Annotated in this window: 23 protein-coding genes and 1 riboswitch; of the genes, 11 read left to right on the forward strand and 12 right to left on the reverse strand. The window is 34.1% G+C overall.

Going from position 1 to position 19,420, the window contains the following annotated elements:
• Positions 1-28 precede the first annotated feature (28 nt).
• The gene (locus tag SPD89_RS04590; RefSeq protein WP_336260784.1) at positions 29-1,480 is read right to left on the reverse strand and encodes an amidase; all 1,452 of its coding nucleotides are present in this window, start codon (positions 1,478-1,480) and stop codon (positions 29-31) included.
• Between the two features lie 143 nt (positions 1,481-1,623).
• Between SPD89_RS04590 and SPD89_RS04595 the strand changes: the two genes are divergently transcribed.
• The 3 genes from SPD89_RS04595 to SPD89_RS04605 all read left to right on the forward strand — a co-directional run bounded on the left by SPD89_RS04595 (position 1,624) and on the right by SPD89_RS04605 (position 3,603).
• Entirely contained in the window at positions 1,624-2,064 is a 441-nt protein-coding gene (locus SPD89_RS04595; RefSeq protein ID WP_336260785.1) for a DUF86 domain-containing protein, read from the forward strand.
• An 11-nt stretch (positions 2,065-2,075) separates the two neighbouring features.
• A complete protein-coding gene (locus SPD89_RS04600; RefSeq protein ID WP_336260786.1) occupies positions 2,076-2,708 on the forward strand; it encodes a helix-turn-helix transcriptional regulator in 633 nt (210 codons plus the stop codon).
• 109 nt (positions 2,709-2,817) lie between these two features.
• Positions 2,818-3,603 carry a TIGR01457 family HAD-type hydrolase gene (locus tag SPD89_RS04605; protein WP_336260787.1) on the forward strand — a complete coding sequence of 262 codons (786 nt, stop codon included), beginning with the start codon at positions 2,818-2,820 and terminating at the stop codon, positions 3,601-3,603.
• 294 nt (positions 3,604-3,897) lie between these two features.
• Here SPD89_RS04605 and SPD89_RS04610 read toward each other — a convergent pair whose 3' ends face one another.
• Positions 3,898-4,398, reverse strand: coding sequence for a phosphatidylglycerophosphatase A family protein (locus SPD89_RS04610; protein WP_336260788.1), 501 nt, complete (start codon positions 4,396-4,398; stop codon positions 3,898-3,900).
• Between the two features lie 156 nt (positions 4,399-4,554).
• On the opposite strand from SPD89_RS04610, the gene SPD89_RS04615 reads away from it, so the two are divergent.
• Positions 4,555-5,520, forward strand: coding sequence for a 2-hydroxyacid dehydrogenase (locus tag SPD89_RS04615; RefSeq protein WP_336260789.1), 966 nt, complete (start codon positions 4,555-4,557; stop codon positions 5,518-5,520).
• Between the two features lie 45 nt (positions 5,521-5,565).
• Here the strand turns inward: SPD89_RS04615 and SPD89_RS04620 are convergent, their stop codons facing one another.
• Complete coding sequence (locus SPD89_RS04620; RefSeq protein ID WP_336260790.1) at positions 5,566-5,817, reverse strand: NifU family protein; 252 nt, start codon at positions 5,815-5,817, stop codon at positions 5,566-5,568.
• A gap of 158 nt (positions 5,818-5,975) precedes the next feature.
• On the opposite strand from SPD89_RS04620, the gene SPD89_RS04625 reads away from it, so the two are divergent.
• Positions 5,976-6,302 (forward strand): YuzD family protein, encoded by a 327-nt coding sequence (locus SPD89_RS04625; RefSeq protein ID WP_336260791.1) that lies wholly within the window; start codon positions 5,976-5,978, stop codon positions 6,300-6,302.
• 103 nt (positions 6,303-6,405) lie between these two features.
• The gene (locus tag SPD89_RS04630; RefSeq protein WP_336260792.1) at positions 6,406-6,762 is read left to right on the forward strand and encodes a HesB/IscA family protein; all 357 of its coding nucleotides are present in this window, start codon (positions 6,406-6,408) and stop codon (positions 6,760-6,762) included.
• Positions 6,763-7,156: 394 nt separating this feature from the next.
• Here the strand turns inward: SPD89_RS04630 and SPD89_RS04635 are convergent, their stop codons facing one another.
• Entirely contained in the window at positions 7,157-8,143 is a 987-nt protein-coding gene (locus tag SPD89_RS04635) for an NAD(P)/FAD-dependent oxidoreductase (RefSeq protein WP_336260793.1), read from the reverse strand.
• A gap of 497 nt (positions 8,144-8,640) precedes the next feature.
• On the opposite strand from SPD89_RS04635, the gene SPD89_RS04640 reads away from it, so the two are divergent.
• Complete coding sequence (locus tag SPD89_RS04640) at positions 8,641-8,952, forward strand: YuiB family protein (RefSeq protein WP_336260794.1); 312 nt, start codon at positions 8,641-8,643, stop codon at positions 8,950-8,952.
• Positions 8,953-9,068: 116 nt separating this feature from the next.
• Positions 9,069-9,764: a 3D domain-containing protein gene (locus tag SPD89_RS04645; RefSeq protein WP_336260795.1), complete on the forward strand. Its 696-nt coding sequence runs from the start codon at positions 9,069-9,071 to the stop codon at positions 9,762-9,764.
• A 54-nt stretch (positions 9,765-9,818) separates the two neighbouring features.
• Here the strand turns inward: SPD89_RS04645 and SPD89_RS04650 are convergent, their stop codons facing one another.
• The 3 genes from SPD89_RS04650 to kapB form a co-directional block, all read right to left on the reverse strand.
• On the reverse strand, positions 9,819-10,298 hold the full coding sequence (locus SPD89_RS04650) for a divergent PAP2 family protein (RefSeq protein WP_336260796.1): 480 nt from the start codon (positions 10,296-10,298) through the stop codon (positions 9,819-9,821).
• Between the two features lie 68 nt (positions 10,299-10,366).
• On the reverse strand, positions 10,367-11,074 hold the full coding sequence (gene deoD / locus SPD89_RS04655; protein ID WP_336260797.1) for a purine-nucleoside phosphorylase: 708 nt from the start codon (positions 11,072-11,074) through the stop codon (positions 10,367-10,369).
• A gap of 14 nt (positions 11,075-11,088) precedes the next feature.
• The gene (kapB, locus tag SPD89_RS04660) at positions 11,089-11,490 is read right to left on the reverse strand and encodes a sporulation phosphorelay system protein KapB (protein ID WP_336260798.1); all 402 of its coding nucleotides are present in this window, start codon (positions 11,488-11,490) and stop codon (positions 11,089-11,091) included.
• 652 nt (positions 11,491-12,142) lie between these two features.
• Between kapB and SPD89_RS04665 the strand changes: the two genes are divergently transcribed.
• Positions 12,143-12,346, forward strand: coding sequence for a hypothetical protein (locus tag SPD89_RS04665; RefSeq protein WP_442961051.1), 204 nt, complete (start codon positions 12,143-12,145; stop codon positions 12,344-12,346).
• A gap of 116 nt (positions 12,347-12,462) precedes the next feature.
• Positions 12,463-13,038: a superoxide dismutase family protein gene (locus tag SPD89_RS04670; protein ID WP_336260799.1), complete on the forward strand. Its 576-nt coding sequence runs from the start codon at positions 12,463-12,465 to the stop codon at positions 13,036-13,038.
• A gap of 13 nt (positions 13,039-13,051) precedes the next feature.
• Here SPD89_RS04670 and SPD89_RS04675 read toward each other — a convergent pair whose 3' ends face one another.
• Both SPD89_RS04675 and SPD89_RS04680 read right to left on the reverse strand, forming a co-directional pair.
• Positions 13,052-14,233: a MalY/PatB family protein gene (locus SPD89_RS04675; protein ID WP_336260800.1), complete on the reverse strand. Its 1,182-nt coding sequence runs from the start codon at positions 14,231-14,233 to the stop codon at positions 13,052-13,054.
• 920 nt (positions 14,234-15,153) lie between these two features.
• Complete coding sequence (locus tag SPD89_RS04680; RefSeq protein ID WP_336260801.1) at positions 15,154-15,696, reverse strand: thioredoxin family protein; 543 nt, start codon at positions 15,694-15,696, stop codon at positions 15,154-15,156.
• A 284-nt stretch (positions 15,697-15,980) separates the two neighbouring features.
• Positions 15,981-16,127: riboswitch (FMN riboswitch) on the forward strand.
• Between the two features lie 153 nt (positions 16,128-16,280).
• Between SPD89_RS04680 and SPD89_RS04685 the strand changes: the two genes are divergently transcribed.
• A complete protein-coding gene (locus tag SPD89_RS04685) occupies positions 16,281-16,868 on the forward strand; it encodes an ECF transporter S component (RefSeq protein ID WP_442961052.1) in 588 nt (195 codons plus the stop codon).
• 298 nt (positions 16,869-17,166) lie between these two features.
• Here the strand turns inward: SPD89_RS04685 and SPD89_RS04690 are convergent, their stop codons facing one another.
• Genes SPD89_RS04690 through SPD89_RS04700 form a run of 3 tightly spaced genes read right to left on the reverse strand, consistent with a single transcriptional unit; the run spans position 17,167 to position 19,304 of the window.
• Positions 17,167-17,940 (reverse strand): NRDE family protein, encoded by a 774-nt coding sequence (locus SPD89_RS04690; protein ID WP_336260802.1) that lies wholly within the window; start codon positions 17,938-17,940, stop codon positions 17,167-17,169.
• A gap of 30 nt (positions 17,941-17,970) precedes the next feature.
• The gene (locus SPD89_RS04695) at positions 17,971-18,348 is read right to left on the reverse strand and encodes a hotdog fold thioesterase (RefSeq protein WP_336260803.1); all 378 of its coding nucleotides are present in this window, start codon (positions 18,346-18,348) and stop codon (positions 17,971-17,973) included.
• Positions 18,349-18,368: 20 nt separating this feature from the next.
• Complete coding sequence (locus SPD89_RS04700; RefSeq protein WP_336260804.1) at positions 18,369-19,304, reverse strand: 1,4-dihydroxy-2-naphthoate polyprenyltransferase; 936 nt, start codon at positions 19,302-19,304, stop codon at positions 18,369-18,371.
• Between the last annotated feature and the right edge of the window lie 116 nt (positions 19,305-19,420).

Consider the following 19,420-nt stretch of genomic DNA (forward strand, 5'->3'; position numbering starts at 1 on the left):
AAAAATGGAAATACTTCCTAAATAAGAATTAATCATGATATGTACTGCGAATATAGCCTCCAAATTTATTTTCCAGCAATTTTCCTAACCTGAAAATGGCATGTTCATTGCCATTTCTGCTCATGATTTGGATGCCAATCGGTAGATGATTATCATCAAATCCAACTGGAATGGTTAAGGAAGGTAGTCCCCAAACATTCGCATAAGCAATATAAGGCATAAACTCAGTATACGTTTTTTTAACAGAGAAAATTTCTTTATACAATTCACCATGTTTTAAAGCACTTCGATGATAAACCGGAAAAACGAGCAAGCGATTTTTTAAATAACTATTTAATGCACGATCGCCTTCTTCAATAAAAGTTTCAATTTCCTTTATACGTTTTTGTGAAGGCTTGTATAAATTGGCACCGATTAAAGCCCAAGCTAAATACAGATGAGTTGTCGTTTTTTTCGTTAACTTCTCTTGCATATAATACTTTAAGAGGTTAGGACGGTCTGTATTAAATGCTAGGTCCCTAATCTCTTTTCCACCATCAACAGACATAATTTCCTGCCAAATAATCGCACTATCGTTAAAATATGGAGGAATTGATATGTTCGTTTGATAATAATCTTGCAAATGGTTATGTATATTATCCAAAAAGAGAGAAGTTGGTTCGGATAGAGGAAAACCATTATCGTTTGGTAAGATCTCTATTTGCATTTTCTCATAAAATGCTCGTTTTTCATTCTGCCTTTTAATGATATTGTAGACTAGCTGCATATCTCTGACAGATTTACCAATTGGACCGATACTTGACATTCTAGCTTTTAATGGAATGTTGTCTGGTGGAAAATGTCCGTCAGATGAAACTTGAAATTTTCCAGGCTTAAATCCAACCACTCCGTTAAAATGACTGGGAAATCGAATGGATCCTCCAATATCCGAACTCAAACCCACCGGTGTACCACCAACCCCGATTAAAGCTGCTTCGCCACCACTGGAGCCTCCTGCAGTTCGTTTACTATTCCAAGCATTATTGGTTCTGCCATAAAGCTTATTATCTGTCTCATGACAGAAACAGAGTGCAGGGGTATTTGTTTTACATAATATGATTGCCCCAGCTTTTTTTAACTTTTCAACTACCGAAGCATCATTTGACATGATTAAATCTTTTCTATGTACAATACCGCCAGTTGTTTTCATTCCTTTGACATGTATGGATTCTTTAATACTGATCGGCACTCCGTAAAGCGGTTGGTTATTCCAATTAGTGGTGTCAATAGTGTTATCCTTTTCTCTTGCTTCTTTTAACGCATCACTAAATCGCTCTTCAACAACTGCATTTAAGGAAGGATTGATCTTTTTAATATGCCCGATTAAAGTTGAAGTAACCTCTTCACTTGTCACTTTTCTTTCTTTAATCAATTCAGCGATTTCAGTAGCGTCTAAATTTAATAAATTATTTTTAACTTTTAAATTAATCACTTTAGACATGCCACTCACCCTTTCTAAGTAACCTCTACTTATAAGTATAGCATGGAAGGACAGCAATGTTATAATTAAACAATAAGTTTAGATTATATTGAAATTTATGGTATGATAAAGATAGATACAGATGGTAAGTGAGGGGTCACAATATGTATTTTGTTAATAGAAGTGAAATAGAACAAATTTTAACTTATATGGATTCATTGCTCCAAGAAATTAACGATAAACAATATGCTTCATTAATAGAAAAACTTGGATTAGAACGATTAAGCCATACGATTATTGAATCAATCTTAGATGTTGGGAATTTGATGATTGACGGATTTATTATGAGAGATCCGGGAAGTTATCATGATATTATCGATATTTTAGTCGATGAAAAAGTAATCACGGAACAAGATGAAGCAAGTTATAAAGCGATTATTGATTTAAGACAAATGCTTGTCCAGGAATATTTGAATATAGATCATAAACGTATAAAGGAAGTTTTATTTACGAATAAAGACGTTTTAAAACAGTTTAGTCACCATATTCGTACGTATTTGGATAACGAGTTGGGAGTTGCGAATGCATTTTCTAATGAGCCCTAGGGGGGAGTCGCATGAATAAACGAACGTCAACAAAAGAGAAAATTTTGCATATTTTAAAAAAAGATAGTGAAATTTCAATTAAAGAGTTAATGAAATATTTTTCAATTTCAGAAGTTGCAGTAAGAAGACATCTTAATGATTTAATACGCCAAGGATTTGTAAAAGAAAAAATTGTTAAGCAAGATATTGGTCGTCCCTTTCATCTTTATTTATTAACGGGTAAGGGTCATAACACATTTCCTAATCAATACAAGCAATTGCCGCTGGAGTTATTGCAAGATCTAGAGGATATACAAGGAGAAGAGGTAGTTAATGATTTATTGTTGAAGAGAAAAGAACGCGAAGAAGCGGAGTTAGTTTCTCGCATGGAGAATATAGACTTTGATGAAAAAGTTAAACGAATTGCCGAAATTCAACAAGAAAAAGGATATATGATTGAGTATGAGAAAACTGCATCAGGCGACTATGAAGTAAAAAATTTTAATTGTCCAATCTTTAATTTGGCCTCAAACTATAGCCAAATTTGTAATAATGAAAAGGATATTTATCGGAATATATTTCCTAATAGCAAGGTTAAAGCACAGTCTTGTATGACGAAAGGTGCGAAATACTGTTGTTGGACAATTACAAAACCTGAAAAATAATGCGCTATCCCTAATTAATGTATAAATTGGTTTACGTCATCCTGACTGTAAGCCATTTTTATTTGTAGAGAAAAAATCATCATCTAATAATTGTTATTTGGAGGTACGAATGGATTATAAAGGATATTTAATTGATTTAGATGGAACAATGTTTCGCGGTGAAGAGGTTATTGATGGGGCAAAACAATTTATTGATTTATTAAATGACCGTGACATACCCTACCTATTTATAACAAATAATGCCACGTATACAATGAAAATGCTCGTTGACAAATTAACCAGATTGGATCTTAAAGCAACAGAACATAATATTTTAACATCTGCTATGGCAACGGCAAAACATATTAAAGATAAAAACAATCAAGTACGTTGCTATGTTATAGGAGAAACTGGATTAGTAAAAGCAATAGAAAATGAAGGTTTAATTGTAACGGACAAACATTGTGATTATGTTATTGTCGGTTTGGATAGACAGATTACGTATGATAAATTGGCAAAAGCATGTTTATTAATCCGTGAAGGGGCTGAATTTATTGTAACGAATAAAGATGCCGCAATTCCAACTGAACAGGGATTAATCCCAGGAAATGGTGCCATTGCGTCTTCCATAGCAGTAAGTACCGGAGTAGAGCCTTTGATCGTCGGTAAGCCAGAGTCAATTATAATGACAGAAGCAATTAAAAAGATCGGAATAAAGAAGCAAGATGTTTTAATGATTGGTGATAATTATGAAACAGATATTAAGGCAGGTATCTATGCCGGAATTGATACCTTAATGGTATTAACGGGTTACAGTACAAGTGAAGATTTACAACAGGTTGAAGTTCAGCCAACATTTGTAATGGAGAATTTACTTGAATGGATAGAAAAAGGATTTGATAAAGTGACCACGTAAAATACCAAATATGGTAATATACCTGCACATATTGGACGGCTTCGTGCTCTCTCAGACAAATCAGAGAAAAAAGCAGAAGAAAATGTCCGCTGCGCCTCTCTTGGACAAAAATACGAGAAAAAGCAGAAAACTCCGCGGTGTGCTCTTTCGGATAAAAATACGAGAAAAAAGTATGAAAATGTCTGCGGCGCGCTCTCGCGGACAAAAACCGGCCAAAAAGCAGATAAAATTGTCCGCGGCGCGTTGCCTTCATTGTGGAAATTACCAAAGTTTTAGATTTACACTTTTCTTCAATTAATCAAGTATATCCCCGGCTAAGGAATGAGCAAGCCGGCTCGATGCTGCCGCCGCAATTGCTCCGACAATATCGTCTAAAAATGTATTTACTTTTCCGTTAGAATGGTCATTTAATTTTTTTAATATTCCGGGTTTTTGTTTATCAATATATCCATAACTTGTAAAACCGATGGAACCATAAACATTAACAATTGATAAAGCAATCACTTCATCGATTCCGTACAATCCTTCATCTCGATGGATAATATCTTGTAAAGGTTCGGCTAATTTATTTTGTTCTGCTAATATGTCAAGTTGAATACCTGTCAGGACGGCATGTTGAACTTCTCTTTTTGAAAGTACTCTGTTGACATTATGTCTACAAATTTCCATGCTCAAGTTTTCGAAATAATTAGACTGCAAATAATAAACTAATTCGGAAATATCATTGATGGATACTCCTCTTTCTTCTAGACATTGTCGGGCTTTCCTTTCTAGTTCACTTTGCTTTTCTTGCATTTTCCATCACCACTTTCTTATGAACTCTATTATATAGAAACTGAATAAAATCCGTAAAAATCTTCCATATGTACAGTTTATCACTAATAAATGTAACTTAAAACTCTTTCGTTTATGTTAAAATAGATAAAATGATATTTAAAAGAGGTGGATGTAATGAGAAAGCCTACTATTTATATTACTCGCAAGATACCTGAATATTTATTGGAACCATTTAAAGATCGGTTGCATATTACAATGTGGACAAGTGAAAGTAAACCAGTGCCTAAAGATATTTTATATGAAGAAGCAAAAAAAGCTGATGGATTACTTTGTTTAATAACCGAAAAAATTAATCAAGCATTTTGTCAATATGCTTCTCATTTAAAAATCATCGCAAATATGGCCGTCGGTTACGATAATATCGATTTAGAATCCGCCCAAAAAAATAAAATTATTGTTACAAACACACCTGATGTATTAACGGAAACGACTGCGGATCTTACATTTGCATTACTAATGGCAACAGCACGGCGTTTAATTGAGGCAACAAATTACATATATAATGATCAGTGGGGAGAATGGTCTCCATTTATGTTAGCGGGCTCAGATATCCATCACAAGACGATTGGAATTGTTGGTATGGGACGTATCGGAGAAGCGGTCGCTAAAAGGGCAAAAGGGTTTAATATGGATATTTTATATCATAATCGGAGTAGAAATTTAGAAGTGGAAAATGAACTGAATGCCACCTATGTTTCTTTTGAAGATTTATTGAAGGAATCTGATTTTGTTGTATCATTAGTACCGCTATCTGAAGCAACCGTAGATATGTTTGATAAAAAAGCATTTCAAACGATGAAATCATCTGGAATTTTCATTAATGCTTCACGTGGTGGAGTAGTTGATGAAGATGCTTTATTTGAAGCACTCGATAAAAAAATTATTCGAGCAGCTGGTTTAGATGTATTTAAACAAGAGCCTATATCATCTACTCATCCTTTAACAAAGTTAACGAATGTTGTACTGTTACCTCATATCGGCTCTGCCAGTTTGGCTACAAGAGAAAAAATGCTTAAATTATGTCTAGAAAATATAGATCTTGTTTTTCAAGGTAAACAACCTAAAACACCTATTTATTAAATGAAAAAGAATCCATATGCAATGGATTCTTTTTCGAATTGTATATTAAAATACTTGTTCTATTTCTGTTACGCCGGGAACTTCTGTTGTTAAAGCACGTTCGATACCTGCTTTTAACGTGATCGCAGAACTTGGGCAGTTTCCACAGGCACCCATTAATCGAAGTAGGACTACACCATTTTCATCAACATCAATTAGTTCCACGTCTCCGCCATCTCGTAAAAGGAATGGGCGTAATTTATTTAGCACTTCTTGTACTTGTTCTTTCATTTGGGTGATTTCTCCTTTCCGAAACATAGTAAAAAATCTTAGATAATATAATATATGAGGTGACGAGTTATAAATTTATCCTAATTATATTTTATCTGTTTTTTAACCTTTTGTAAATGAAAATTGTTTTCAGTTACGGTAATGAATCGATATACATGATGACAATTTGTGAAAGGAAGAGACAATTGAGTATAAATTTAAAAATAGAAGTTTATGGACGAAATCAAATTTGTGCAAGTTGTGTTGGTGCACCTGGATCAAAAGATACGTATGAATGGTTACAGGCGGCTATATCTAGAAAATATGGGACAGATCAATTTTCATATAAATATATCGATATGGATAATCCTGAACAATATGCATATAAACATCAAGAAATGATTAAACATATAGTGAAAGAAGATTTGTTTTATCCGTTAATTCTTTTAGATAATGATATTATTTCAGAAGGGGTTCCACATTTAAGAACGATATTCAAAACTATAGAAGCTAAAGGGATTCGGCAAATTTAAGGCATAGAAAAGTTTGTCATCGAATCAATTATTTGAATGAAGTTTCGCCAGTTTGTATACTAAAGGTAAGATGTAATGAAATATTCTAAGAGGAGGTAATACATTGGCTATTTCAATTACAGATAATGCACGTAATCAGATAAAAGAAATGATGAAAGAAGAGTCAAGCGACAGTAAGTTACGCTTTGGTATTAAAGGTGGAGGGTGCAGTGGGTTATCTTATTCACTTGGATTTGATGATAAAATAAATGAAGAGCTAGACGAAGTGTTTGAAATAAATGAAATACCGGTTGTGATTTTTAAACAAGATATTCCGATTATCGAGAATACGGAAATTGATTTTAAACAAAATATGATGGGGGGAGGATTTAGTATCAATAATCCAAACGCTATCGTATCATGTGGTTGCGGTTCTTCTTTTCGTACAAAAGATAAGGTTGGAACTCCTGGAGATTGTTAAAATTGCCTCGCCTTGTTGCGGAGGCTTTTTTGTTTGTGGAAACTTTAACAATTCACTTCGCTTTTAAATTAAACTGTAAAATAACAATTTAATCACCAATGGGGAAGATCAATTCGCTTTCCAAAATATCGAGTCATTCTTCAAGTCATTCTCCAAGACGTCGAGTCTATTGGTAACACGTCGAGTTAAAATGCAGAGACTTACGTCAGTTTATCAGAGTTGATTTTCAAAGGTAACCAAATGAAAAACCCGAACTAATTAGATTCAACTTATAGAAAATTTGAATTATAGTTCGGATTTCTTAATTTCTCAAATTATCTCAGCAACATTGTTTTGATAAAATATGAGTGCAATTTATTATGTGCAAAAATGATGGAAAATGAAGTCTTATCCATTAGAACATACTAGTTGAATGTCTTGGTTGTATTCTTGCTTTTGGATTCATATACTGCATTGCGTTGTTAATTGCCGTAGGTCCTTCTCCAAATCCAGTAGCAATAAGTTTTACTTTCCCTTCATACGTATTTATATCACCAACTGCATAAATGCCAGGAATATTTGTTTCCATTTTAGAATTAACAACGATACTGTTTCTTTCGATGTCTAATCCCCAGTTCACAATTGGGCCGAGCCTTGAAATAAATCCGTAATTACAAATCGCCGAATCAAGATCAATTTTAATAATTTTTTCGCCTCTTGTTTCCTGAAGGACAAGACGCTCAATTTTATCAGTACCTTCAATATCTGTTGGTACAAAAGGGGTTAATATTTCTACATTAGATTCAGTTAACTGTTTTAAACTGGCTTCATGAGCTCTAAATTCATCACGACGATGAACGAGTGTAACTTTTTCTGCAATAGATTCTAACATAAGCGCCCAATCAACTGCAGAATCACCGCCTCCTAAGATTACAACTTTTTCATCTTTAAATTGATTCATATTATTAACAAAGTAATGAAGGTTTTTACCTTCAAACTTTTCTGAAGTCTTAATATTTAATCGACGAGGCTCAAAGGCACCGTTACCAGCCGTAATAATTATTACTTTTGAATAATGTATGTCATTACCCGTTGAGATAAGTTTAAATGTACCATCTTCCAGTTTTTCAACTTTTTCAATCGATTGTCCTAACACAAGTGTCGAATCAAACAGTTTAAGCTGTTCTTCTAAGTTATTTACCAACTCTTGGGCACGGATTTTTGGGAATCCGGCGACGTCATAAATATATTTTTCAGGATACAGCGCTGTTAACTGACCACCTGTATGTGGTAAGCTTTCAATGATTTTAACGCTTGCCTGTCTCATCCCACCGTAAAAACCTGTAAACAGACCAGCAGGGCCTGCTCCAATAATCGTAATATCATATTTTTTCTCTGTCATTATTTTCCCTCCACACTCTACCTGCCATTTTTACCTTATACTTATCTTATCATAAATGAATTTATCTCAGAAATATTGAGACTTAAAGAGGATGTTCAAAAAGTCCGGTAAAAATGACACTGCGATAGGGGATCTTCCGTTAAAACCGGCCACGTCCTGTGGGCAACACGGACCTCCTGTAAAAGTCCGCTGCTCGAACTTCCGCGCACAGGACGTGCTAGTGTCGGCGTTGCTGACAGGACGTCAGCGCCTTTAGCCGACGGGTTTTTTTATTCTCTTTTTTGAACGCACACTTAAATAAGTATTGTAAAATTAAAACAAATTATTCACAATTAATTTTTTTAAAAATGGGTAATAGGCCTTGTCTTTGCTTTTTTCATTATCTAACTATAAAATTATAAACAGTATAATCGTAAAAATAAACGGTCATTAGGTCAACTGGCACAACTTGTGGCAGTTTCATTATGTATCAGTAAAAGTTGAAAGGGGACAAATCGTTGATTCAGCTTATTGTATCTATGTTATTATATTTTGTAATCTTTTTTGGAATAGCATTTATCCTAAATATGCTTTTAAGACGTACTTGGTTAATGGCTATTTTTTATCCATTTGTAATATCCTTAATTATAGGTGATAGTACATTTGGTGAGTATTTTACAGAACCTGGCAATGCTTTCTCAAGTACTTTTTCAAAAATGACATCTCTTCCAGTCGTTGATAATGTAATATTATTATCTGGTTTTATTGGTACAATCGTTTCTGGATTCGTTATTAAATATTTACGTAAGAGCGGTTATCAGATGTTTTAACATGTTAAAACATCAATATTTATATGCAAAGTTTGTTGTTAATCTATTAAATTTTAAAAAAAAATGAATAGATTGCCTCTTTATTGGAAAAGATGACTTCCAAAGAGGTGTTATGGATGTCTATTAAAAATATTATGTACAAAATAATCATGTTACTTCTTTTTATCGGTGCCATATACACAACAGTGAGTTCGCTCACAAATATTACAATATTCGATGTGAGAGAAAGTTTGGCAACTACTGAAGTAACAGACATCAAAACAGAGACAACAGATGATATGAACGAAAGACAGTACTATTTATCAGAAAAAAATTTAAATAAGTTAATAGAGCGTAAAGAGTATATTTCCAGTGAGGAGATCGATGGACCAGAAACATTAGAAGAAGCGATCGATTTTAATCAATACCCGACTACAACTGTTGTTGCCACAGGCTATACGGCAGGAGTTGAGTCAACAGGAAAATCACCTGAACATCCAGAATATGGGATTACCTATTCGGGAATAAAGGTAAAGCGTGATCTGTATTCGACGATCGCTGCTGATTTATCTGTTTTTCCCTTAGGAACGATTTTGTATATACCAGATTATGGGTATGGAGTTGTGGCAGATATCGGTGGAGCGATTAAAGGTAATAAAATTGATCTCTATTTTGATACAGTTGACGAAGTATATTCAAATTGGGGTAAACAAGAAATAGAAGTGTATGTTGTGAAAAAAGGAAATGGACAAATTACTGAACAAGAATTAGTTGCATTGAATGAAAACGAAGCATTACAAGTGTTTAGAGAACAAATCAGACAGAAATCATAAATTAAAAGACCTATTGTTGTTAAAAATTAACGATAGGTCTTTTTTTATTTGAGTTTAAGTAAATAAAGGATGGATTAAAAAAGCAATCCCTATCCCGGTCAAAGCTCCGACTAACACTTCGATTGGTTTATGACCTAAGAGCGTTTTTAATTCAGCAATTTTTTCATATTCTGCTTTATTATGCCAGTGAGTCGCTTCGTCAATAAATTTTTGAAAATCTTTAACAAGTTGATTTAAGATAATAGCATGTTCGCCCGCTTCCCGTCTAACACCTGACGCATCAAACATCGTGATAATACTGAAAACAAATGCGATGGCAAAGGGAATAGAACCTACACCTTCAGAGATACCTATTGCAGTAGTTAACGCACTAACAGCAGCGGAATGGCTGCTTGGCATACTACCAGTTCCAAAAACAAGTCCAGGTTCAAATTCTCTCGTTATAATTAATCGAATAGGCACTTTAACAACTTGTGCAAAAAGAATAGCAGCAAGTGCAGATATTAAAGGGAAATTAGTAAACATACTTGCCATATGACTCACCTTCTTTTGTCGGTGTTTAAAGTATAGCACCTATAAGCATGTATGAACAACAGAAAACTTTACTTCAATGCAGTTTCTAAAGCTAGTTCCATCATTGCATGAAATGAAGTTTGCCTTTCTTCTGATGTTGTTAGTTCACCGGTAATTATATGATCGGAAACTGTTAATATTGAGAGTGCTTGTCGGTCATATTTTGCTGCCAACGTATAAAGAGCAGTAGTTTCCATTTCGACAGCAAGTACTTTGTAGCGACTGAGCAATGCATTTATTTCTTCCCCATTATCGCGATAAAAAACATCACTTGTAAATACATTTCCTACATGAGTCGTTAATCCTTTTTGTTCAGCAGTTTCATATGCATTTTTAAGTAAGTTAAAGTCTGCTAAAGGTGCATAATCAATTCCTCCAAAAACGAGTCGATTGACTTGTGAATCAGTCGTCGCTCCTTGTGCAAGGATAATATCACGTACATTAATATTTTCATGCATAGCACCACAAGTACCTACACGAATTAGCTTTTTAACATCATATTCTGAAATCAATTCATTAACATAAATAGATATGGATGGAACGCCCATTCCTGACCCTTGGACAGAAATTCGTTCCCCTTTATACGTACCTGTAAATCCATACATTCCCCTTACATCATTATATTGAATAACATTTTCAAAATAATTTTCGGCAATAAATTTTGCTCTCAGTGGATCCCCTGGTAATAAAATTGTTTCTGCAATTTCTCCTTTTTTTGCGCCAATATGTATACTCATCTTATTTCGCTCCTTTATAATGATTCTTGAAAAATTTTATTATAATAGTGTTCTTCCAAGTCTTGAATTCTTGATAGAGATAATCGCCCGAATTCAGAGTTTTCATCCTTTAATTTCTGTTTAATCGTATTCAGAGCATTTTTTAGAGAGTTTGCGTAGTCTGGTACTTCACCTTCAAAGATCTCTGTATCCCTTTTTCGAGCATTCATTTTTTCGTTAAATGCAAGTGCTTTTCTTTCATGAAAAGCAACACCCTCAACTTGACCGGGGTTATGAAGATCCCCTTGTGCAGGATGCTCCAATACAGCTAAAATTTTTACTAATAGAAAATTCCGTCTATCTTCCAATACTTCCCCTATATATGTTCCGGAATTATATCGTGTTTTAACAATATCCCCAATCTTAATCGTTTGCACATTAACTCCTCCTTCGTTAAAACAGTTGTTATTCTTATTGTGGCAAAAATATAATAGTATGTCTAACTTATACTATCCTTTTTTCATTACTTGATTTTTGTCTAGTGATAACAATCATAAGAAAATGATAAAGGGTTACTAATTTGGTTATTGTTCATATTTTCGCGTTTTTTGAAAATACTAAACCAACACTTTTGGAGGAGAGTGTCTAACAATTTAAAAAGGATTGATCCAATGGAGTTTCCAATCATACATATAAACTATTGGGATGGTGTAATTGCTGTTCCTTTAATTGTTATACGCAATTATTTAAAATTTTTCCTATTCCAGACTATACTTTCCTACACTACGTTTATACTCGGCTTTTCAATTTCCATCTTTTATAGTCATCGTCATAATCTGTACGCTGGAATATTTATGGACGGATTTTATAGTAGCTACCGCTGTCGGTACTTACTCCGCCATAAAGACGTCTTGGATTGCTTATAAAGAATAGGTGGAAAGAGAAGAAAAAACAATAACTGCTATATTTAAGTATCGCAAATCTTAAAAACGAATATGGCAAAACAATTACAATTTATCGAATAATATCTAGTTCCTTTTTATTGCAAGAGCAGATTTGGTATAATGTTAAAAAAGGAAGTGATACGAAATGGATATGATGTTTTTATATTTTCCGGAAGATAAATCAGAATATATTCCTGCGTTTATTATGCTCGTGATCTTTATGATCGGTGCAACCGCAACGATGTATTTATTTTATAAAAAATCAAAGAAAGAAGAAAAAATTATAGAAGAAAAATATGAACTTAACAAGTATTATACTAACAATGACGAAACCTCCAACGAGAAATAAATATCCTCGGTGAGAGGTTTTTTAATTGCTCAAATATGACACTAGGATTAGTAAATATTTAGAAATCGCATATACTAAAAACTCCTAATGAAGATTCGACAAAAGGAGTATTCCAAATGCGCTATTTTTTTATCGTTATTAGTATATGTTTCTTATCTGCATGTCAATTGACACAACAGCCTAAAACATCTCAAACGGTTGACATGTACAATAGGGATGGAGACATGGTTGGAAGGGCTACATTATCCGAGGATCCAAAAGGTGTTAAAATTAAAGTGACGCTTGAAGGATTAACACCTGGTTTCCATGGTATTCATATACATGAAATTGGAAAATGTGAAGCTCCCGATTTTAAAAGTGCAGGAAATCATCTTAATCCTGAAAAAAAGAAACATGGCTTATTACATCCAGAAGGACCACATCTTGGAGATTTACCTAATGTAGAAGCAGATAGTAGCGGAAAAGTAGATACAGAGCTGACTGTGAATGATGCGACGTTATTAAAGGAAAAGAATTCATTAACCGAACGTGGTGGCACCTCCCTTGTAATAACGGCTGAAGCGGATGATGGGATGTCTCAAATTAGTGGAAACTCCGGTGAACGGATAATCTGTGGTGAAATTAAAGGTGAAAAAGGTGGAACAGATAATCAAGAGCCGACAGATCCGACTGAAAAGGAAAAGAAAAAGTAACGTCATGGGAACGTCACTTTTTAGATAGTTGATTTACTGCATCAACGATTCTATTTATACCTTCTTTTAATGTTTCCTTTGGACAAGCAATATTGATTCGCATAAATTGTTCTCCATCTTTACCGTATGCGGAACCTGGATTAAGACCAACTTTTGCTTCTTCAATCATAAATTTCTGTAAAGATTTATCGTCAAACTGCAGTTTATGGCAGTCTACCCATAATAGATAAGTTGCTTCTAAATCAACAACTTTTAATACTCCATTCGTATTTTTTTCCAAGGTCGATTTTACAAATTTTTTATTATCCTCTATTACTTCCATTAATTCATTTAGCCAGTCTGCTCCGTGTTTATAAGCCGCTTCTAAAGCGATAATACCCATCGTATTTAACATACTGAAACCTTGTTGAGCAAGCTTTTTATCGAGAAGTAAACGTTTATTAGTATCTGATGTTATAATAAAGGATGCTTGTAGTCCGGCCAAATTAAATGTTTTCGTTGGGGACATAAAGGTAATAGTTTGTTTAGCGATTTCATCCGATAATGATGCTATTGGGGTATGCGTATAATCTTTAAATACTAAGTCAGCATGAATTTCGTCTGCGAATATTAAAACATTGTATTTTAAACATAATCTAGCCATCTCAAGCAATTCATCGTTTGTCCAAACTCGGCCAACAGGGTTATGCGGAGAACAGAGTATAAATGCTTTTACACCTTGCTGTAATTTCTCTTCAAAGTTATTAAAGTCTATTTCATATTTCTCTCCATTGTATTTAAGCGAATTTTCGATGACCTCACGTTTTCCATTTCTAATAATATTAAAAAAAGGAGTATAGACTGGAGTTTGTAATAAGATTTTATCGTTTTCATCTGTAAAAGTTTGAATGGCAGTATGTAAACTTGTAATTACTCCAGGACTAAAGGATAGCCATCTTTCTTTAATATCCCAGTCATGTTTATAATTCACCCAATTAACAATACTTTTTTTAATATCATCATTAATAATGGTATAACCATAAATTCCATGTTCAGCACGTTCTTTTAAAGCATCATTTACCGCTTTTGGCGCTTTAAAATCCATATCTGCAACCCACATTGGCAAAACGTCATCTGTATTAAAAACCGTCTGAATATGATCCCATTTGTAGGAATGTGTATTTTTCCGATTGTAAACAGTTTGAAAATCAGCCATTTTATTTTCCTCCTTATATCTTTCTATTTATTTTTTATTATAAAGAAGTAATTGGAAAAAAACGAATAATGCGGTTTTAGAACAAAAAAAGAGCAAAGCGATTATACGCTTTGCCTACAGGGGGAATACGAGAAAGTCTTACACTACTAAGTATACCCACGTAAAAATATTTTAAACAAAAAAAATAAATTTTTTAAAAAAGTTTTTAAAGTTTTTAAAATGTTTCAATGATCAAGGTTAATTTTGAAAGAGTTCCTTAAAATAGTTGGCTGCGCACTGCTCGCTCCATTGAAGAAATTGTTGTTATTGAACAAAATCCATAAACTGTGACGTTAGGCTCTGCTTATTAATAAATCGATACGGATCGACTCGACATCTTGGAAAAAGATTCGCCGTTTTTTATGACTCTTATCCAAAACGGTCACGATTAATATTGAAACATGCCCATTTTCCATGACTCTTACCCAAAACGGTCACAATTAATACCGAAACATGCCCTTTTTTTATGACCCTTATCCAAAACGGTCACGATTAATATTGAAACATGCCCATTTTTTATAACTCTTACTCAAAACGGTCACGATTAATACCGAAACATGCCCTTTTTTTATGACTCTTACCCAAAACGGTCACGATTAATACCGAAACATGCCCATTTTCCATGACTCTTACCCAAAACGGTCATGATTAATACCGAAACATGCCCTTTTTTTATGACCCTTACCCAAAACGGTCACGATTAATATCGAAACTACCCATCTTGCAGATCGACTCGACATCTTAGATCTGGACTCTGCATGTTGTTAATCGACTCACATTCCGGAGCGGAGGTAGAGCCCCAACGGTGATAAATCGTTACGTCACAGTATCCTTCAACTGTGAAGATTTAACAGCCGATAGGTAAATGCAACTATCTGTTATTAAGGGAGTGTTTTTTTAATGTCTTCGTAAACATAATTCCAAAACTTTTCATCATTTCGGAAAGTGTCACCTATCGCATCAACATATTTTTTAAAAGCTTCTTTGTAACCTGGTGCGTCTTTTTCTGGCATTCCTGTTTTAAGCTCTTCAACAAAAGTAGCAATTTCTGGTGCCATAGGTCCCCATTTGGTTACTTCATTTCCGTCTTCGTCAATAAAAATTATAATCGGTATATATCTTTTTTCATTGGTTAAATAGTTATCCATAAGTTCTAAATGTTCATCACGTGGTAAAATGCGTACCGCAATATTAGCAGTTTCTGCAATACGTAACAGGATTGGTACGTCTAACATACAATGACCACACCATACTTCGGCTAGGACTACTACTCGTAAATGAGATTTGCTTTTAAGTAATGATTTATCCTGTTCTGGAACTTTAAAATTATTGTAGATTTTCATAAAAGAATCACGATGTTGATCAAGAGCGGCCATATATTCCTCTTTCTCAATCCCTTTATCGAACCAATCATTTAGATTCATGAACATATCGTCTCCTTTTTTTTATTCATTCATTTATTATTTATAGTGTACTAAAAAGATATGAAAACGTAAATATTAGTCACTTTTTTAAAGGATGTTTATATCATACGATAGTTTAAAATCTTGATTCTTGGAGGAATCAGATATAGTTTTAATTCAGTGGTCAACATGTTGACCGATTGTTGACCATTGAACATAAAGTAGCGAATGAATAAAAACAAGAACCTTATATATTTGCAATTCTAACGTACTTAAGCTATATTAAACATACAATAACATATCGATTCCATTTTCGGGGCAGGGTGAAATTCCCGACCGACGGTAAATAGTAGAATGCTACTAAAGCCCGTGACCTGTTATATTAAGATATGACAGCTGATTTGGTGAAAATCCAAAGCCGACAGTTACAGTCTGGATGGGAGAAGATGAAGCTAATATAGTACAATTTATAATTGTGCTTAATTTCCATACGATAAAAATGCCCTAAAACTAATTTGTTTTAGGGTTTTATTTATTGTAAGTGAAATAATTAGCTTATCCTTCATCAAATGTTTATGGATCGATATAGATGAAGGAGGAGAAAGATGATGCAGATTGATAATCGCTCATCAAAACTAGTTAAACTTGTTGTTTTAGCTTTACTTGCAACTGTATCACTTGTATTATTTTTTATTAGTTTTCCATTACCTTTGTTACCACCTTATTTAAAGGTAGACTTCAGTGATGTTCCAGCATTGATTGCGGGGCTCATATTCTCACCGCTTGCAGGAGTTTTAGTAGTATTCATGAAAAATGCACTTTACTTTGTCGCTTCTGGCGCAACAGACCCCATTGGAGTTACAGCTAATTTTATTGCAGGAACGCTTTATATTTTACCGGTAGCTTATTTGTACCATAGATATCGTGGGGTAAAAAGTGTCATTTCTGGTCTCGTAATTGGAACGATAGCAATGGCGGTTATTATGAGTGTACTTAACTATTTACTTATACTCCCGGCATATGCTTGGTTAATGGGATGGGAAATGAATGATACAATTAAATGGGCGTCTGTAGTTGGTGGTGTATTGCCATTTAATTTTGTAAAAGGGCTTATTGTTAGTATGTTATTTGTACCTGTATTTATAAAATTAAAACAATGGATTGAACAAAAACAAATAAAAGTTGCTAGTTAAGACAAGGCGAAAGGATCTTTTAGGCTAAGAGTTTACGTCTTGGGACTGGAACTGCGCTTACTCGTCCCATCGAAGAGCATTTGCACTTTCGTTCGCCCCACTGTAAAGATTTTTGTCGCAACACCCAGGACTGCGTTAAAAGTTCGCCCACCGCAAAGATTTGTTATGCGTCGTAGCCGACGTATGAAGGTGAAAAAAATTGCGTTACAGCAGCTTTAACGCTGCAGCTAGACGCAGCTACTATTTTAAAAGTTAGAACAGTAAAAAAACATCCCGTTAAACGATGTTAATCAATCGTTCAACGGGATGTTTCTATCTTAAATGTAAACTTATTTTCTTTTTTAAAAGAACCATTGTTATATGTTCGTTCAATAAATGTGACATGATTATCTTTCGTAATGAGTATAACTGTTGAAGCTCTTGTACCATAATTCTCTGTTTTAATAAATACTGGTGATAGCTGTCTTTCAAGTTCTAGACCGACTCCAGTTTCAGGCAATAAGTCATCTTCAGCGATTTCACGATCATGTAATTGTAAAAATATTTCTTCTACATCAATATTTTCAGTGTTTCGTACATATTCTTGCAAATTTGTTCGTGCTTTACTTACTTTTGGCCAAAGTGTATTCATTAAGTGATTACTAATTGAATGAGTTCCTGGATCCACCTTAACTATTTTGTTTTGTCTGTTTCCGTAATAATAAAGTTCATCCGGTGTTCCGACCAACACATTAAACCCATTATACTGATCACTATTTTTATCAAGCGCTTTAAGAAATTCGGGAGCTTTTTTAGTACTTGTAAGAAAAGAAGTAATAATTTCTCCACGTGATTTTTTATCTATTGTTTCGCTTTTTGGATCTCGATAATTTGTAAGGGCTGCAAATCTGCCATCTTTTGAAATTCCAAGCCATGTCCCGAGCGCCTTTAAATCTCGTCCAGCTAAGATGTTCGGTTTATCTTCCCAAAAATGGGCTGCTTTTGTTTGGCGTTCGTAAAACTCATCCCTATTTGCGGCAACAATTAATTTATATTCGTGATGGTCTTGGAAATGGAAACTGATAATACACATGCCGATCCCTTCCTTCTTGAACGATTGCTTTTACCTTCTCTTAACTACTCCAAGTGTGCAACGGGAAACACAAATTAACTTATCATTTTCATCTTTTATTTTAACATCCCATACCATTGTTGTTCTGCCAATATGAAGTGGCGTAGCAATTGCAATAACCGATCCTGTTTGTTTGCTACGTATATGGTTTGCGTTAATTTCCATTCCAAATATAGCTTCTTTTTCTTGATCAATATTCAAAAAACCACCTATACTAGCAACTGTTTCTGCTAGTAGGACGCTCGCTCCGCCGTGCAAAAAACCTGCCGGCTGATGTGTTCGCTCATCTACCGGCATCGTCATCACTACTTTGTCTTTATCTAATAGCACTGTTTCAATTCCTAAAGCTTCCATTAATTGATTGTTCATTTTCTATCCTCCACCTAGGTTTAAAATAATTTGCCTAAAATTAAAGAAATACCTAACAAGAAACCATATATCGAGTTTGTTTTACCAGTTGCAACCATGGCAGGCATCATTTCAAGCGGCTTTGTTTTACCAATAAACCCGCTAATAACATCAACGGCTTTTTTGAGGCTAAGGAAAGTAATTAATGACCAAATAGGCAATATACCTGTTAAAATAAGACTAGCTGTAATTGCATAAGCGACAAAGAACATTGTTGCTAAAAAAATAATGGCATTTTTTCGACCAATTAAAATAGCAATTGTTTTTCGACCACTTTTTTTATCGCCATCTAAATCGCGAATATTGTTAGACAACATTATAGCTCCAATAAAAATGGCTACAGGGATAGAAACAAAAATAATATCTTTTGTAACCATTAATGTTTGAATATAATAACTGATTGCAATAATAACAGTTCCCATAAGAAATCCGGAAAAAAGTTCACCAAATGGTGTATAAGCAATCGGAAATGGTCCACCTGTATAAAGATAGCCGATCAGCATAGACGCAGCACCAATTACTGCAATCCACCAACTGGATTCTATACAAATGTATATACCTAAAAGAATTGCAATCCCGAAAAAAGCAAATGCTAATTGCAAGACTGTTTTTGGTTGAACCCCATCTCGTACAATCGTTCCACCAATACCGACAGACTTTTCTGTGTCCAAACCGCGTACATAATCATAATATTCGTTAAACATATTTGTTGCTGCCTGGATTAATATAGAAGCAATTAACATTGCTAAGAAAAGTCTGATATGAAATGTATTATCATGAATGAGGGCAAACATCGTTCCAACGAAAACAGGGACAAATGATGCAGTTAATGTATGGGGTCGAAGCAGCCGCCACCATACTTGAAATCCTTCTTTTTCATTTAATGCTTCCTTTATATCCATTTTATCGTGACTCATTATTATCTCCTTAACTGTTATCGTATTAAACTGTGCCTCTATTTAATAGTATGGATTTTGCAGCCTCATGTCAATTTTACAAAACCTTTCTAGTTATAATCATATTCTCCATCCTT

It is taken from the genome of Pseudogracilibacillus sp. SO30301A, from assembly GCF_037072025.1.
GTDB lineage: Bacteria > Bacillota > Bacilli > Bacillales > Amphibacillaceae > Pseudogracilibacillus.